This is a genomic window from Spirosoma aureum (assembly GCF_011604685.1).
GTDB classification, from domain to species: domain Bacteria; phylum Bacteroidota; class Bacteroidia; order Cytophagales; family Spirosomataceae; genus Spirosoma; species Spirosoma aureum.
The window spans coordinates 3,375,304-3,391,232 of record NZ_CP050063.1 but is presented as its reverse complement, the minus strand read 5'-3'; the positions used below and the strand labels follow the sequence as shown (position 1 = coordinate 3,391,232).

9 protein-coding genes are annotated in these 15,929 nt (G+C 49.7%); 3 read left to right on the top strand and 6 right to left on the bottom strand.

The window, feature by feature from the left end:
* The first annotated feature begins 140 nt into the window (after positions 1-140).
* Both G8759_RS13330 and G8759_RS13325 read left to right on the top strand, forming a co-directional pair.
* Entirely contained in the window at positions 141-1,307 is a 1,167-nt protein-coding gene (locus G8759_RS13330; RefSeq protein ID WP_167208707.1) for a hypothetical protein, read from the top strand.
* A 388-nt stretch (positions 1,308-1,695) separates the two neighbouring features.
* Positions 1,696-2,790 carry a GntR family transcriptional regulator gene (locus tag G8759_RS13325; RefSeq protein ID WP_167208705.1) on the top strand — a complete coding sequence of 365 codons (1,095 nt, stop codon included), beginning with the start codon at positions 1,696-1,698 and terminating at the stop codon, positions 2,788-2,790.
* Between the two features lie 7 nt (positions 2,791-2,797).
* On the opposite strand, the gene G8759_RS13320 is transcribed toward G8759_RS13325, so the two are convergent.
* The 3 genes from G8759_RS13320 to G8759_RS13310 form a co-directional block, all read right to left on the bottom strand.
* Positions 2,798-4,201 carry a glycoside hydrolase family 28 protein gene (locus G8759_RS13320; RefSeq protein WP_167208703.1) on the bottom strand — a complete coding sequence of 468 codons (1,404 nt, stop codon included), beginning with the start codon at positions 4,199-4,201 and terminating at the stop codon, positions 2,798-2,800.
* 92 nt (positions 4,202-4,293) lie between these two features.
* Positions 4,294-5,793: a RagB/SusD family nutrient uptake outer membrane protein gene (locus G8759_RS13315; RefSeq protein WP_167208701.1), complete on the bottom strand. Its 1,500-nt coding sequence runs from the start codon at positions 5,791-5,793 to the stop codon at positions 4,294-4,296.
* 14 nt (positions 5,794-5,807) lie between these two features.
* Positions 5,808-8,993 (bottom strand): SusC/RagA family TonB-linked outer membrane protein, encoded by a 3,186-nt coding sequence (locus G8759_RS13310; protein WP_167208699.1) that lies wholly within the window; start codon positions 8,991-8,993, stop codon positions 5,808-5,810.
* Positions 8,994-9,407: 414 nt separating this feature from the next.
* On the opposite strand from G8759_RS13310, the gene G8759_RS13305 reads away from it, so the two are divergent.
* Positions 9,408-9,551 (top strand): hypothetical protein, encoded by a 144-nt coding sequence (locus G8759_RS13305; protein ID WP_167204105.1) that lies wholly within the window; start codon positions 9,408-9,410, stop codon positions 9,549-9,551.
* A gap of 53 nt (positions 9,552-9,604) precedes the next feature.
* Here G8759_RS13305 and G8759_RS13300 read toward each other — a convergent pair whose 3' ends face one another.
* The 3 genes from G8759_RS13300 to G8759_RS13290 all read right to left on the bottom strand — a co-directional run bounded on the left by G8759_RS13300 (position 9,605) and on the right by G8759_RS13290 (position 15,811).
* Positions 9,605-11,818 (bottom strand): glycoside hydrolase family 31 protein, encoded by a 2,214-nt coding sequence (locus tag G8759_RS13300; RefSeq protein ID WP_167208696.1) that lies wholly within the window; start codon positions 11,816-11,818, stop codon positions 9,605-9,607.
* A 45-nt stretch (positions 11,819-11,863) separates the two neighbouring features.
* A complete protein-coding gene (locus tag G8759_RS13295; protein WP_232074306.1) occupies positions 11,864-14,329 on the bottom strand; it encodes a glycosyl hydrolase in 2,466 nt (821 codons plus the stop codon).
* A 171-nt stretch (positions 14,330-14,500) separates the two neighbouring features.
* The gene (locus G8759_RS13290) at positions 14,501-15,811 is read right to left on the bottom strand and encodes an oligogalacturonate lyase family protein (protein ID WP_197933126.1); all 1,311 of its coding nucleotides are present in this window, start codon (positions 15,809-15,811) and stop codon (positions 14,501-14,503) included.
* Positions 15,812-15,929 lie beyond the last annotated feature (118 nt).

The window sequence follows — 15,929 nt, the reverse complement described above, 5'->3', positions numbered from 1 at the left end:
AGCGCCACTATTTGCACTGTCACGAGCCGGATACGGTAAACCGAAAACCGACCTTCTAAACCAGCAGCTTATTTTTTGGGTCAAAGATAAACCAACTACTGCGTGCATTGTCGAATGTTCAGAAAATCGTATTTTAGTTTATGTTTCGCCTTCTTCTACTCTTCGTTACAATAATTACAGTCCTAACCGCCTGTAGCAGTGGCCAAACAGCCTTTAGGCACGGCCATTTCGATCTGGCCGTCAAACAAGCCTCTCAACGGCTCAACGGATGGCGTGGATTAACCAAACGGGGCTATCGTATTGCACCACAGGTGCTGAAACAGGCTTTTGTCCGGGCCTACGATGAACACCAAACGGCCATCCGGAAATTGTCGTCTCCAGCCAACACCGATGCATTCCGTTGGGAAGTTGTTCACACAGAATATGAAAAGCTGCAAACTCTGACCGACAACGCCCGAACCTGCACTGCCTGTACCGACTGGTTGGCGGCTTACCCGGTTTCGTATGCCGATCGTCAACAGGAAATCCGTCAACTGGCTGCTGGCGACCGCTACGAGGTGGCCGAACAGGCTTTTGCCTACCGGGAAGACAATCGACAGGCCGCAAAGGATGCCTATGTCAACTATCAGAAGGCCTTGTCGTGGGTATCGGGCTTTCGGCAGGCCCACGCCAAAGCCGAAGACGCCCTCCCCTTCGCCATTCTGCGCGTTGTTGTTGAGCCTTTATCACCTACTTCTGAAATCAGTTCAGGAGATAATCAGGAATTACAAAATCTGATTTTTCGCCAGATTAACCCGAACGATGCACCGTCCAAATTTGTGCGGCTCTATCACCCTGACGAATCGGCTGGGGATGGTTTTCCGATTCATCAGGCGGTACAGATGCAGGTTTCGAATTATCAACCCTATAGCGATAACACATCATCGTCGTCGACAACGGTATACAGCACTCAAACTTACAAGGTGGGTGAAAAGAAAATCAATGACTCGACAAAGGTCGACATCATGGAAAAAGTGAGCGGCACCCTGACAACCTACCAACGAACAATCAGGGCCGAGCTATCACTTCGCATGCGAGCCATTGACACACAAACCGGACAAACACGCTGGGAAGATACCATCTGGGAAACCCGCGACTGGAAAACGGAGTGGCAAACGTTCAGTGGCGACGACCGTGCCCTGAATGGCCACTCGCTGACCAGTGCCAGTCTATTCGCTCCCTCCCGCTGGTCGCTCTACGATAGTATGCGTGATGAACTGGCCGACGATGTTGTTCGACGATTACGTCAGAAGTACGCCAGCGATTAAGCGAATGCATTACCCGTGGGGGCTAGATAAGGTTAATTATTAGAGAAAATCTTCGACAAAACTGCATTAAAAACGCCTGCTTTACAGGCGTTTTTGAGTTTATACCAATGGACCAATTAGTAGATAAATACAATTTTTGGCTACATTTTTTGCGAAATAAATAGCAGGTCAGATCACGGCTAAATGTAACTACACCTATTTTTTTTACAACAATTTCTACCAGTTATCCTTTTCTGGCAACGTTCCCGGCAACGATTGCATAAAAAAAGTCCGTAATTTCTTTCGTTTTGTCCAGTATTCTTTGGAAGCTTATAGCTGCCTACTGTTTATAGATTATATAGAATAGGCATAATTCATCTTAGAATAATTCACTAAAACCTCAAGGATTATGCTAGCTAAGTTTCCTACTGATACGTACAGTCGGCGTCAGGCTTATGGTTTTATTGATGTTTACGCCAACTCAGCCTCTCCGCTCTATAAGCTTCAGTTTAACCCGAAAGACAAAACACCCAAGTATAAACAGATTGTCCAATCGATTATCACCGATATTGAACGGGGTGTGTTGAAAAATAAGGAGCAACTCCCATCCATCAGCGAACTAAGTGCCGAGTATTACCTGGCTCGGGATACGGTCGAGAAAGCCTATCGGGAGCTACGGGAACAGGGCTACATTACCTCTGTGCAGGGAAAAGGCTACTATGTACAAACGAACACGACTGCCAAGCTGAAAATTCTGCTCATTTTCAACAAGTTAAGTTCGTATAAAAAGATTATTTATTACGCTTTTCTCAAAGCACTCGGCGATAAAGCAACCGTTGACCTTCAGATTCACCATTATAGCGCCTACCACTTTCAGGAAATCATCGAGAAGAACCTGGGCAAATACAATTATTATGTTGTGATGCCGCATTTTACGCAGGATCTCGACAAGGCAGATTACATGCAGGTCCTCGAAACGATTCCTTCTCATGAATTAGTGCTGCTCGATAAGGATGTACTTGAGTTGTCGGGAACTCCGCTGAGTGTCTATCAGAATTTCGATAAGGACATTTGTGGAGCCTTGGAGAATGCCCAGGATCTGCTGCATAAATATAAACGCATGGTGCTTATTCTGCCAAGCGATGGTAACTATCCCGTTGAAATTGCACACGGATTTCGCTCGTTCTGCATCAATTTCAACAAAGAATTCAGCATCAAAGAACACGCTACTGACGAGCACCTTGAAGCGGGTACAGCTTACGTAGTCATTGAAGAAACAGATCTCTCGGAGCTGGTCAAAAAGGTCAGGCGAACCAATTACTCGCTGGGTCGCGAAATCGGTGTTATATCCTTCAATGAAACAACACTGAAAGAATTGCTGAATATTACAGTCGTTACAACCGATTTTGAAGCAATGGGCTTCACCGCGGCCTCCCTACTCCTTGATAACAAACACATTAAAGTTAAAAACCCATTCTACATGATCCGGCGCGGATCGCTCTGAAATACAGTTACAGGCTAACGCCCGAGCTGTTTTTGATGCCCACAGGGCTGCTGTCTTTGACCGTGATGTGCACATTATCGAGCTTCCAGCTTTGAGCATAATTGATTTCACCGGCCGTTGTCGCCGAAATCGACACGTTTCGCAGTGAGAAATTTTCCAGCAATGATTCGGCAAGTCCTGCGGCCATAATGCCTCGTTTCGCATCGGTTACGGTCAGATCAGAAATATTAATTCTCCGAAAGTGGGGTATCCCTTTGCTGGCTGGCTCTACTTTGTGGAGCATCGCTTTCCAGTGAGGAGGTAACGTTGCTTCGGTATAGCCTTCGGGCAGCGTCGAATAACTATAGCTCGGGTTCCAGTTCATCGTTACCTCAACCGGTACGCCTACCCCATCCATCGACATACGTTCCAGATAAATATCCTCTACCGTTCCACCACGGGTCATAGCCGACTTCAGCCGAATGCCTACGCCCGTTCCTTTTGCCTTCAAATTCCGGGCAAGCACATGTCGTATACTACCCGACGTTTCGCTCCCGAACGTAATGAGCCCACCGCCGGCTCCGGATACGCAGTCGCGAATGACCACGTATTCTGTTGGCCGATTGACGCGAAGACCATCCCAGTCGCGGCCTGCTTTGAGGCAAAAATTGTCGTCGTTGCAGTCAATATCGCAGTTTTGAACCAGAATGTAGGTTGATGAGTCGATATCGACGCCATCCGTACTGGGTCCATGACCACCTATGTTGTTGCGAATGACCAGACCATCGGCCGTTACGTGACTGGAGTACAAAATATGCACTGTCCAGAAACCCGCCTGCTGCAACGTAATGCCCTTGAGGGTGATGTTCGATGAGTTTGAAACGAGCACGGTGCGGGGTCGTTTGCAGTCATAGTCAACAATCCAGCGCAACCCTTTTTTCTCGTACTCTTTTCGCATGGCCCAGTAACTATCCCAGAAAACACGCCCCTGCGCATTGACCGTCCCCTCTCCGACAATGGCTACGTTTGTCTGGTCGATAACATTGATCAATGCGGCAGGCCATCGCATTTCAATACCAGCCACACGGGTATCAATTTCCGGATAATCGGCCAGAGACTGGCTTCCCAGTAATTCCACACCCTTATCAAGCCGTAACGTAACATTCTTTTTGAGGAACAGCGAGCCCGTAACATACTGCCCTGATTTAAAGGCGACTACTCCTCCCCCTTTGGCCGCACAGGCATCGATGGTGGCCTGAATTGCTTTCGTTTCGAGCGTTTTCCCATCGCCTGCAACGCCATAGTCTTCGGTTTTAAACACCGTCTTTGGGGTAGGCATCGTTTGCGCTCCAACCTGCTTCACCCAGGGCAATGGTTCCGGTGCAGTCAGCTTGTTCAACAGCAAAATTAATAGCGAAAAGAAGAGCGTCATGAGTCGTAGTTGGTCATTTAACAAATGAAAAATTGGTGACCGGGGAAATATGTCTACTGATGTAGACCTTTACCCAATCACCAACTTCACGCTTAATAGCCCGCGTTCTGCGTATATAAACCTGGTTTTGTGTCCAGCTCAGCCTGTGGGACCGGATAGATGATGTAGTTTTTCTGGAATGGCTGCATCTGTTTCTGGGTATCTTCGGCCGCAATCCAGGCGGTCATGATTGTTTCAATCTGGCCACTTCTGACCAAATCATGCCAGCGAGACCCTTCGCCAACAAACTCCTTCCGACGCTCCTGCAACAGTTGCGACAAGGTCACATTGGTGATGGCAGGCAAACCCGCCCGAACCCGTACCTGATTGACAATGGCATCCACATCGGCCTGTGTGCCGCCCGTCGCTCCCCGTAAAATACACTCGGCCTTTAGCATCAGTATGTCCGTATAACGATAGACAATGAAGTTGATCGGCCAGTCGAGTCGGTTATTGGTCGGCACTTTGGTCAGATCAACGTATTTCTTGACAAACGACCGGGTTTCAGCCACGCCATTGTAGGTATAACCCGATTGAATGGTAAACGCTTTCCGTGTATCGGCAGTCGCGTATGCATTCAGCAAATCGACCGATACCGGGCGGATCGTTAGTCCGCCCTGAGTCGCTTTTCCATTCGACTGAAACCAGGTATCGGGCACCAGAACCCAGGGAAACGTTCCCCCTACTACCGGTGTAAGTCCATTGGCATACTGTACGTCAAAAATAACCTCAGCGTTATTTTCATTCGTGAACGAGAAAATGTTGGTGAAAGACGTAAGGAATGAATATTTCCCACTCGCAATGATTTCATTTAGCACCGTCAACGCCTGTGACCATTCGTTCAGCCCCAGGCCAGGCCCTTCAATATCGTAGGTAGGTCCCGAACGGGTCATATACACCAGTGCCAGAGCCGCTTTGGCGGCATACCTTGTTGCCCGGCCTTTGTCGGCAGCGGCATAGGTCTCGGGCAGATTTGTTGCCGCAAAAGTCAGGTCCGACAGAATTAGCGTGTATACATCTTTTACGGGACTCCGTGGAATTGATAGGGCTTCGTTGGCCGTAACGGGATGGTCGATGATGGGTACCTTACCGAAAAAACGTACCAGATCGAAGTAGAAAAACGCCCGTAAGAATTTAGCTTCGGCCTCCAGTCGGGTTTTCAGGCTAACATCCGTAATCAGCTTTCCATTTTTCTGCAATTGATCCAGCAGTACATTCGCCCGGTAGATTCCATTGAAATTGGTCGACCAGGCTTCGGAGACGTAAACATTACCCGCAATACTTTTCTGAAAGCTATTGATACCTTCCCAATCGCGAACTCCCCCATCCGAAACAGCGTATAAGTTGTCGGAGCGGGTTTCGGAGAGATTCAGTTGCCGATCCGGATAACCTCTCAGATCGCTGTAGATGGCATTACTGGCCTGCAAAAAATCGTTAGGCTGTGAATAAAACGTCGACGTTGTTGCCGATGAGATGGGCACCTGATTCAAATCGCCGGTACAGGAGGCCAGCACGGCCAGAAGCGCTACTATATAAAATGCTGTATTTTTCATGGTTTTAAGGCTGGTTAGAACGTTACATTCAATCCGAAAACAAGGGAGCGAGGAAGCGGCAAACCACCGTAATCGCCCGCTTCAGGGAACGACGAACTTCCGCTCAAATCGGTGTTGCTCGCTTCCGGATTAAAGCCGCCTTTGTATTTATCGAACCCAAAAAAGTTTTCGGCCGTCACGTAGATGCGGGCGCCCTGAAGCTGGGGTAATTTCACGATCGTTTTCAGATCGTAACCCAGTGTGATGTTGCGAACCCGCACATAGTCAGACGAATACAGCCAGTCGGTATTTTTAATCCGGCCAAATGTCGAATAGGCTTTACTAACAATACCCGCTCCTGGATTTTCGGCCGAGCGCCACCGGTCGCGGTAGGTACCAAGCGCGTTGTCGGTAAAACCCTGGCCGGTGCGACCTAATGCCCGACCCAGCAATGAATAGATAGAACCTCCATTCTGGCCCTGTACCAGTACCGTCAGATCGAAGCCTTTGTAACGGAAATTATTCGTAATTCCCCAGACGTAATTGGGATTGGGATGACCCACTATAACCCGGTCATTCGCATCAATTACACCATCGCCATTAGCATCGAAGTATTTCGGATCGCCCGCCGTTTCTGAACCAAACACGGCAGCTTTGCCATCAATGTCCTGCTGCGACAGAATGCCGATCTGTCTCACCACGTAGATGCTATAAAGCGGTTCACCAACGCGCAACAGCGAATGCGACACATCGAACGACGATGGAATCAGAATCTGCTCCTGCCCTCCTGCCAGTGCTTCCACTTTGTTGGCATTATGACTCAGGTTCAACGACGTATTCCATTTAAATTCACCGGTCGTGTTGCGGCTGTTCAGTTCAAATTCCCAGCCCTGATTACGAACGCTACCGGCATTGCTTAAATAGGACGAGAAACCCGTTGCGCCCGGAATCGGGACATTCAGCAATAATCCCTTGTTCAGCTTATTATAGATGTCGAACGAAAAGCTCAGGCGGCTGTTGAGCACCGTCGCATCGAGTCCAAAGTCAACTGTTTCGGAGGTTTCCCAGGTTAAATCGGGGTTTGTCACTCCGCTGGGGGCCTGACCAATGGCATTCGCGCCGTTAAAGGTATAGTTGGCCGTAGCCAGGGTTGGTAATGTGCTGTAATCGCCAATGTTGTAATTACCCGCCGTTCCGAAACTGGCCCGTAACTTCAGGTCGTTGATCGGCGTGATCCCTTTCATGAACGATTCTTCCGAAATCCGCCAGCCCAACGATGCCGATGGGAAAAGACCCCAGCGCGTATTCGATCCGAACCGGGACGATCCATCGCGCCGAATACTGGCGGAGAGCAGATATTTCTCGGAGTAATTGTATTGTACACGGCCAAAATACGATATCAGGACATTTCGTGATTCATTCGTATTGCCTGTTACCCCATTGGCCGCATTGAGCGTGGTAATGACATTGCTGCTGAATCCACCGTTCGAACTGAGCGACACCGATTCCAGTTTGCCGGAGTTGTAGGAGAAACCACCCAGCAGGGAAAGGTTATGCCGATTCTGGAATGTAGTAGCATACGAAAGCGTATTCTCGTTGACAAACGTTCGTTTCCGGTAGCTGCTATATGATCCACTGGTTAACGTCGTGAGTTGAGCCAGTCTGGTAGCCAGTGTACTCGCAATTAAATACGGATTATACGATTTCGAACTGTTGTCGGTATTGTCCAGATTCACCGATGTCCGGAACGACAAGCCTTTAAGAATCTGGTAGTCAGCAAATACTGAACCCAGTGTCCGGAAGCGTTTGGTTTCACCGATCACATTCTGAAGTTTGCCAATTGGGCTATTTGTCGATACGCTCCAGCGGTATTGTCCATTGTTGCCTACGTTGGGATAAATGCCCATCGTATCTTCCTGCACGGGTGTCATACTGACCAACTGGTGTAGAATGTTGTCTTTACCCTCCACTCCAGGATCATTGTTGATCGAATACGTTGGCGACAGATTAAGACCCAGCTTGAGTTTACTGGTGGCATTCACCTCCACATTAGCCCGCGCCGAATAAGCAGTATAGTTGGTGTTGATAATCATGCCCTGCTGATTGGCGTAGTTGCCCGAAACATAATACCGCACCTTGTCGGTACCACCGCTAGCCGAAATCTGGTGATTTTGCACAAATCCTTTCCGGAAAGCCTGATCCTGCCAGTCAATGTAGTTGAGGCCGGGATGTCCTGGTTGTGCCCAGCGATCATCCGTCATGTAGCTGGTATTTACCTGACCCACTGGCAGGCCCAGAATGACCCGACGCTGTTCGTTGGTCTGTGTCGCCGTTCGACCTGTTCCCGACGCAACCCACTGGGCATTAATCATTTCGGTCGACCGGTCGACCCATTCGTCGGCGCTGAGCATGTCTAGTTTGCGGGTCCGCTCCATAAAACCCGCGTAGGTATTGATCGTAATGCTTGCCTTGCCCTGTTTCCCGCGTTTGGTGGTGATCAGCACCACGCCATTAGCCGCTCTTGAGCCATAAATAGCGGCAGAGGCTGCATCTTTCAGCACCTGAATCGACTCAATATCATTGGGATTGATGTTATCCAGCGGGTTTCCGGAACTAAAGTTACCAGCCGAGTTAGGGGCTGCGGTTGCCAGTGGAAAGCCGTCGATCACATAGAGAGGTTCATTGCCCGCCGTAATCGACCCGCTACCACGCACCTGTATACTAAAGCCTTTGCCCAGGCCACCACTCGTTTGCTTGACCTGCACACCCGCCATCTGCCCAACGAGTGCCTGATCGACCCGCAGGATGGGCCGTTGCTCAATGGTTTTCGTATCGAATGAAGCGACAGCACCCGTAACGTCCGCTTTTCGGGCTGTACCGTAACCAATCACAACGACTTCGTTAAGCGATCGGTTATCGGGCTCCAGCTTTACCGATATTACGCCCTGATTGCCCACAACCACCTCCTGGGTGATGTAGCCAATGAACGAAAAAGTCAATGTCGTTGAACCAGCGCTGGATAACCGTAGCGAATATTCTCCTTTGGCATTGGTGACGGCTCCGCTACTCGCCCCTTTCTGTACCACGTTGACACCCGGAATTCCTTCATTTCTGTCGGAAGAGGTAACAACTCCAGTGATAACCTGGGCCATGACGCCCCCGCTCATCAGTAATGTAACGGTTAGCAACAGTAGCCTGGCTAACTGAGTAAATTTCAGCATGAGGTCAGTATTAATTTAGTTAGTGTATCAGTTAGGTTATATGGCTATAGTACTAAGAACTACTCCAATACAAAGTTGCTTGACACTAACCGCCTGACACTCCCGCACCCTCCTGCTTAAACTATTTTTATTTTATATTGTAATTATTGACAGATCTGTTGCCTTTTGCTTCATTTTACCTCTATTCACAGCCGCTGGGTAGGCCCACTTTTATTGAGGCTACCTATTGATCGGCTCTGCGTATTACTCCCCAAAACACGAACCGGAGTCGTAGTGAATTATAACTAATTTTATCACTTACATTTTCTATAGAATTATCCAAATTGCTTTAATAAGGTTAACAATATGATAATATAGCCCAATAAATCAATCCTATACCTTTGTGAGATTTCAATTTTAAGCCTCTTTTCTGCCTTGCGTCACTGGATACTCGAACTGATGAACCTGTTGGCAGGGAATAGTCGTTATGTCAGCTATTCTTCCCGTCAACAGGCTGTATTTGCCCTCATCCTGCTATTCGTTCTGCTGGCACCCGCCCTGTTGTACTGGTTGCTCTGATTCGCAGTCAGTTTTCTTTCGCAACCACAAGCAATCCGCCAGACATTGGCCCCTTATCGGCTGGTCATAAACCGCCAGGTTACCTTACCGATCGTATCAGGCTTTCCTTTTTCCGGTTTCGATACCGAGCCTTTCCACTGCCCATTTTTCTGCCGCTCTACGGTAATTGTTCGCCAGGCATACTGCCCTTTCTCGTAATTAAACGTCTCACCATCGTCGTCGTAAAGCCGTGACTGGGCCGGTTTTTCGCCATAATGCCGAATCTCCAGATCAACCTTTTGGGCTGGCTTTGGCGCATGCAACAGCGGTGGCATCATCGGAATAATACCGCCATCTTTCACATAAACCGGAATCTTGTCCAGTCCTGGCGTAACAGTGATTACTTCGCCATCACCAGCGAAATGGCCCGTATAGAAATCATACCATTTCCCTTTCGGAAGGATAACTTTACGCGATGTCTGCCCAGTAAACAGCGGGGCAACCAGCAGGTATTCACCCGCCATGTACTGATCCTTAATTTCTTTACCGACGGCTTCTGCATAGGGATTTTCTTCCAGACTAGCCGTCAGAACCTCTTTTTTTGCCGCTGCCTGAAAACCGTCTTCCAGATTCATTGCCCGGAACGGCGGGGTGCCTTCGAAATGGTATTTCGCGAATTCGGTATACCAGTATGGCATCATCTTCATCCGCAATTGCGCGATCTCTTTGATCTGTTCTGCCACCTCGGGAAACGACCAGGGTTTGGTACTACTGGCCCAGGCATTGATCATGGCCATCGGCGAAAAACAAACGGTCTGAAATCGGCGCAGCCATTCTTCGCTCGTCTTGGAAGCCCGTACTTCCGGCGTCCAGAGAACACCTGCAAACCCGCTGTTAATCAGAGCTGTAATGAAATCTTCGTGACTATAATAGTCGTTGTAAATTACGTAGGGTAGCGATGAACCACCGGCATTGGATGCCCGAACCAGCCCATAGGTTCGCTGGTTTCGCTGGTGAAACAGATCGGCGCTTTGTTTTTGTACTAGTAGGCCATAGGTCTGCCGCATCTGTTCAGCACTCAATCCCGACGGAAACGTAGCCACATCGGGCCAGAGATAAAAATCATACCCATCGATTTCATCAATCTTGTAGCCACTCACACCAATGTCGACATGGTCGCTGGCAAACTTACCCCAGAAAATTTCCCGTGCCTGTGGCATGGTCAAGTCGGGTACGGCACCTACCCAAACCGTGTGTGAACCCGTGTATGGAGCGATTTTCGGGTAAATGGATGCTTCGGGCGATACATACGGATTTGTCCATAGGTTGATTCGGATGCCCTTATCCAGCATGGTTTTGACAAACAGACCGGGCTGTGGAAAACGGCCTTTGTCCCACTCGAATGTGCAGGGATACGATTTACTCTGCCAACCCGGTTCCAGGCCGATAAAATCAAGCGGATATTGTTTGTCTTCAAACTCCTGAGCTTCCTTCTGCACATCGTCGGCCGAGTAGAGTCGATTTACCCGCTGCGTAAAACCCAGCCCCCAGCGTGGCGGCAAACAGCCTCCTCCATTGAACAGGTTGAACCGACGAACGGCGTCCAGGGGTGTCGGGCCGCCAAATACGTACAGATCCACTCCTTCGGCAGGCACCAGCATCTCAACGGCATCGGAATACGGTCGGGCTTCCCACGTTTTATCCGTATTTCGATCCTGCACTTTCGGCGGGTTTTTGCTATCCTGACGAACGGCGGTACCGGCATAGACGTTGATGTATCGGGCAGAATTCACAAACACGCCGTATCCTTTCGACGACACATAAAACGGAACCGGCGCATGCGTACGACCATTGTCTTTGCTGCCGTAATGGTCCATGTGCAATTGCAGAATTTTGCCCCGCTGGTGAACGGTCTGAAAATTCAGTCCAAAACCAAAAATCTGCTCTCCCCGGTCAAGCGGTAAACGTAGGTAGGTTTTACCACCTTCTACCCGCACCGAAATAGCGTTTTTAGCAATTGGAAAGCCCGTTTTACCCAATTTAGTCAATGCTTCTACATTGGGTTTTGATTCGGCAGCGGTCAGTAAATTATACGCTTCAGGTTTACCAACCGAGAATTTCCAGATGCCGGGAGCCGTCTCAACCCAGTTCTGTGACTGCGCCAAACCGGAGAAACTCCCTGTGAGACACAAAATAACGATATGCAATCGTACTCTGTTCTCGTTGGTATACCATCGGCCAAAGGCGAAAAGAGCACGCGAAAACTTAATCCAGAAAAAAAGATTCATCGGGTTCTGACGGGTTCTGAATCAGAATCCGTCTTGCCTTGAAATCTACTGTCCTGATGCAGCACTGACGGGTGTCAGCGTCACAGGCCCAAGCAGGCCGGAAGGCAACGCGTCCCAGCGGGTAGCGTCGAACGGTTTGTAGCGAATATCCACAATGTTGATGTCATAAAACTTTTTCCAGCCCGGATTCTGGCGGTCATAGAGCCGCATGTAGTTGGCCGACAGGTTTGTAACATCAACTTCCAGTTGATTACCGGTGGGTTTCAGTCGATTGGCTGGTATTGACAGTCGGAACGGAATACACCAGGCGGTTCCGAGCGGCTGACCATTGAGTCGCACTTCAGCTACTTCCCGCACATCGCCCAAATCGAGATGATACGATTGAGAACCCGATTTATCGGCAGGCAAATCGAAGGTCGTGCTGTAGCGGGCTGTACCCGAAAAATAACCGGCTGAATCAGCCAGTGTTGTCCAGGATGCAGGGCTCGGTATCGTTTTCGAGGCTGTCAAAGCCGGACGGCCGCGCAAAAACTGAACCCGCCAGGGGTTTTGCAAGGCAATGGGTTTTCCAGTCGAGCGGTCGGCCACTGTCTTTTGGCTGGTAGCATCAGGTGCCTTACCCGGACTCACATTGACAAAGTACGATTGTCCCGGCTCCAGTTGCAGGAATACCTCATTTTTCCCGCTCTGACCCTTCCTGATGGGCAGCCAATCCGTCTGATTGGTTAACGGGTTATATCGACTCACTCGACCCGATGCCGACAGCGTGATCCAGTTCTGGCGGAAACGATTGTTCAGATTCGTGATAAAATACTGGGTCGTATCGGTCTGCCGCTTCCGGATAAACGCAAGCCCTTCTGCCGCCCAGGGCTCAACGCGAACGCCCAGTTGATTGAGTGTTCCAAACACGTCGGGGCTGACCGTTACAGACTTCAGTTGCCGGACTGTATTTCCAAGCCGTTTTACCTCGGCAGATCGTGCGGTATGATCCTGGAAACCGGGTGCCTGTTCTGGCAATTTCCCATCAAACACAATACGTGCCCCTTGTCGGGCCAGACGCTCCAGTTCCCGAAGTGACTGCTCGGGCAGATACGTGCTTCGAGGCACAAGAATTACTGGGTAGGTTGCCCCGCTGGTACTCCGAATGCTCTGTTTGTTGACAGTCAGACTTTTAAGCAGATTATCCGAGACATAATCGAACGAATAGCCGCGCTGAAGCAGTTGCTCACACAATTGTCCGAACGGTTGCGGCAACAACCACTGCTCCACATGGTGCACTTCCAACTGATGAATACCTCCCGCCGATTTAGCCCGCGTAGCCCACAAATCATGAATGGGAAAATAAACCAGCACGTCATTGTCGGGTTTACTGGCCTGCAACCGTGTCTGACAGCGTTCAATATAGCGGTTCAGCAACGGCAGGTGCGGCCAGAAATGCGACGTAGGGCCATAGTTGGTCGAGGCATAAAACAGCCAGCCGGGCCAGGTTTCGGCAGGTGGCGAATACGGGATACCGTGGTAAAAAACGTGATTGATCCCGGCCGTAAACAACTCATCGACCTGCGGCTTTACCTGCGACAGCGATACCTGAAAATGATTCGCCAGCCACGTTCCCGTTTCTGAACTAACCAAGGGTTTACCGGCCAGATTAGCCGCCGACGACGCAAACTTCATGGCCAGTGGATTCGGTGTGCCGAATCGGTCGACTTCGTAGTTTTCATCGACGCGAAGGCCGGGAATCGGGAACCGGCTGGAGCCAAACGATTCCGTTTCGGGAATATCGGCTTTGGTATAAAGATCGATCAGGTTGCCGGGCGAACCATGCGCCTGATTGCGAACCTGATAACGATGGGTATGTGCCCAATCAGCCCACCCCTTCGTGAATCCATCGTGTAATAATTCAGACAGCGTTTGGTGGTAATCCTGATGAACAAGGATGCTGTTCTCGGTTTGGTTGGTATCCAGAAAGGCCGTTAACTGACTATTGAGATCGTAGCCACGCCGGTTCTTAAATTCTGTCAGAAAGTTAGCTGTCCAGTTCGCGCCGAAGACTTCATACGAATCGTTGTAGACCGCACGCGGTTTCTCGTTTAGATGAGCCAGCGTCGAATCGAACCGCTTTACGTATTGCTCAATGGCCGATTTGCTGAAATAATCGATCACAAGCCCCTGTCCTCCGGGCGCAGGTCGCTTAACCTGCTGTTTGGTCAATACCGTTGTCAGTTTGCCATTGTCAACCTTCCACGCCTTTGCTGCCGTTTCGGTCGAAACCCCTGGCCCACCAAACGGCCAGCCCGTACCCGTGGTCAGGTCAACGCCCATGCCTAATCGCTTTCCTTCCCGAACGGTATGCGCGAAAACAGCCAGCCAGCGTTCACTCAGAAACGGGATAAACTCTTTTTCAGAGCCTTTAACGCCATAGATCGGGATAATATGCACCCCTCCAAGCCCTGCTTTCGAAAACTGTTCGAGCAGCTGGGTTATGTCTTTTTCATTGACGGCATTGCCCATCCACCACCAGTATGTCCAGGGTCTGGCCTGCTGGCGGTTAACCGACAACGTAGGTTGTGCCTGGCTAATCGAGACTCCACCCAATAGAGTCACTATTGCCAGAACGTTTAGTATGTATTTTTTCATTTTCAAGAAATCACCCGTCCTATCACCCTGATCATTCATGTACACTTAAGAATTTGTTCTGGCGATTTCTACCGCATATACCTGACTTTCGCCTTCAAAATTGGCCCGAAAAATAACCCACTTGCCATCCGGCGAAAAATGGACATTGGGTTCCAGCTTGTAGTTGTGGTGTTTCATATTGACCAGTCGCTCGGCCCGGAACCTGTCGCCTTCAGGCCTGAACAGGTAAATCCACGTCCCATCGGTTGCTTTCGCGACCTGCCCCGGATCGCCCCCATCGCCAGCAAACAGCGTCTGATCAGGCGATATATTGAAGTGAATCGACCACTCGTTTCGGGTCATTTCGTATTGCTTCTCCTGGCCTGTATTCAGGTCCATTCCAGCCAGATAAAATGTTACGCTACGGGGTTTCTGCAAGTCGAACCAAATGGTTTTCCCATCACGGCTGAAGAATTCGTGGCCCGCAATCTCGCCCTCCACGGTACGTTTGTGCCTTAATTTGACCGCACCTGTTTTCACATTGATGGTCCAGATGCGGTCTACCAGATGCCACGGGCCTTCGTGACAAAACATCAGTAAATCCGGCTCTGTGGGCGAGAACTGCACGTGACCCAGCCAGGTTTTTTCTTCGTGGATCGTGGTCAGTTTACCAGTTTGTGTGTTTATCGTAAAAAGCGAATGCGGAACCTTAGCTTCGAAGATACGGGGGAAAAAATCTTTCTTTTCGGGGTATTTGCGAAGTATTTCACGAGCTTCCTCACCACTACGGCTCCCGGCCAGCATGGTCTCATCAGCATTGAGGGTGCTGATTGTCGCTTTCATATCGGCCGGAAATACAAAAACCAACCGTGTTTTTTTTGTGTCAATATGGGTAGCAAAAACACTGTCGCGGCTCTGATAGAACACCTCTCGCCGTTTGGGCGCAACGATCTCTCCACCTTTCTGCATGAGCGACTTTGTTAACGGTTCAGCCTGGCCCGTTTTCAGGTTAACCGTATACAATTGGCGGCCACTGGCATCGGCATGGTAAAACACCATTTTGTCGCCTTCGCCTGCTAACTCACGCACAAAAGGGTTATTGTGGAAATAAAAGCTTTCGTTGTTTCCGTCGATTGTGGTCAGCCGCCTGAGTTTATGCCCTGTGTCTTTATCGATCCACATAGCAGGCATTGGAGTCTGACCTCCCGTTTCCAGTTTCGGCTGGGCATGTCCACGCTGGGCGAACAGAAAGGCTGTCAGCAAAACTAACCTGACTATCAGCACAACCCATTTGCCAGGAATTGGTCGGCTTACGACAGGAGGCCAACCCTTAACCATCGAATGGCTAAAGGCCAGCAGGTGCGAAAAACGTTGCATGGCTAAGGTCAGGGAAATTTGCTCACAAAAGAACAACTTAACCCTGGTGAACCTTCCTGTACTCTTCCGTATGCACTGATCCCGATCTTCTCGAAAACCGTATATGGTTTCAGGTGAA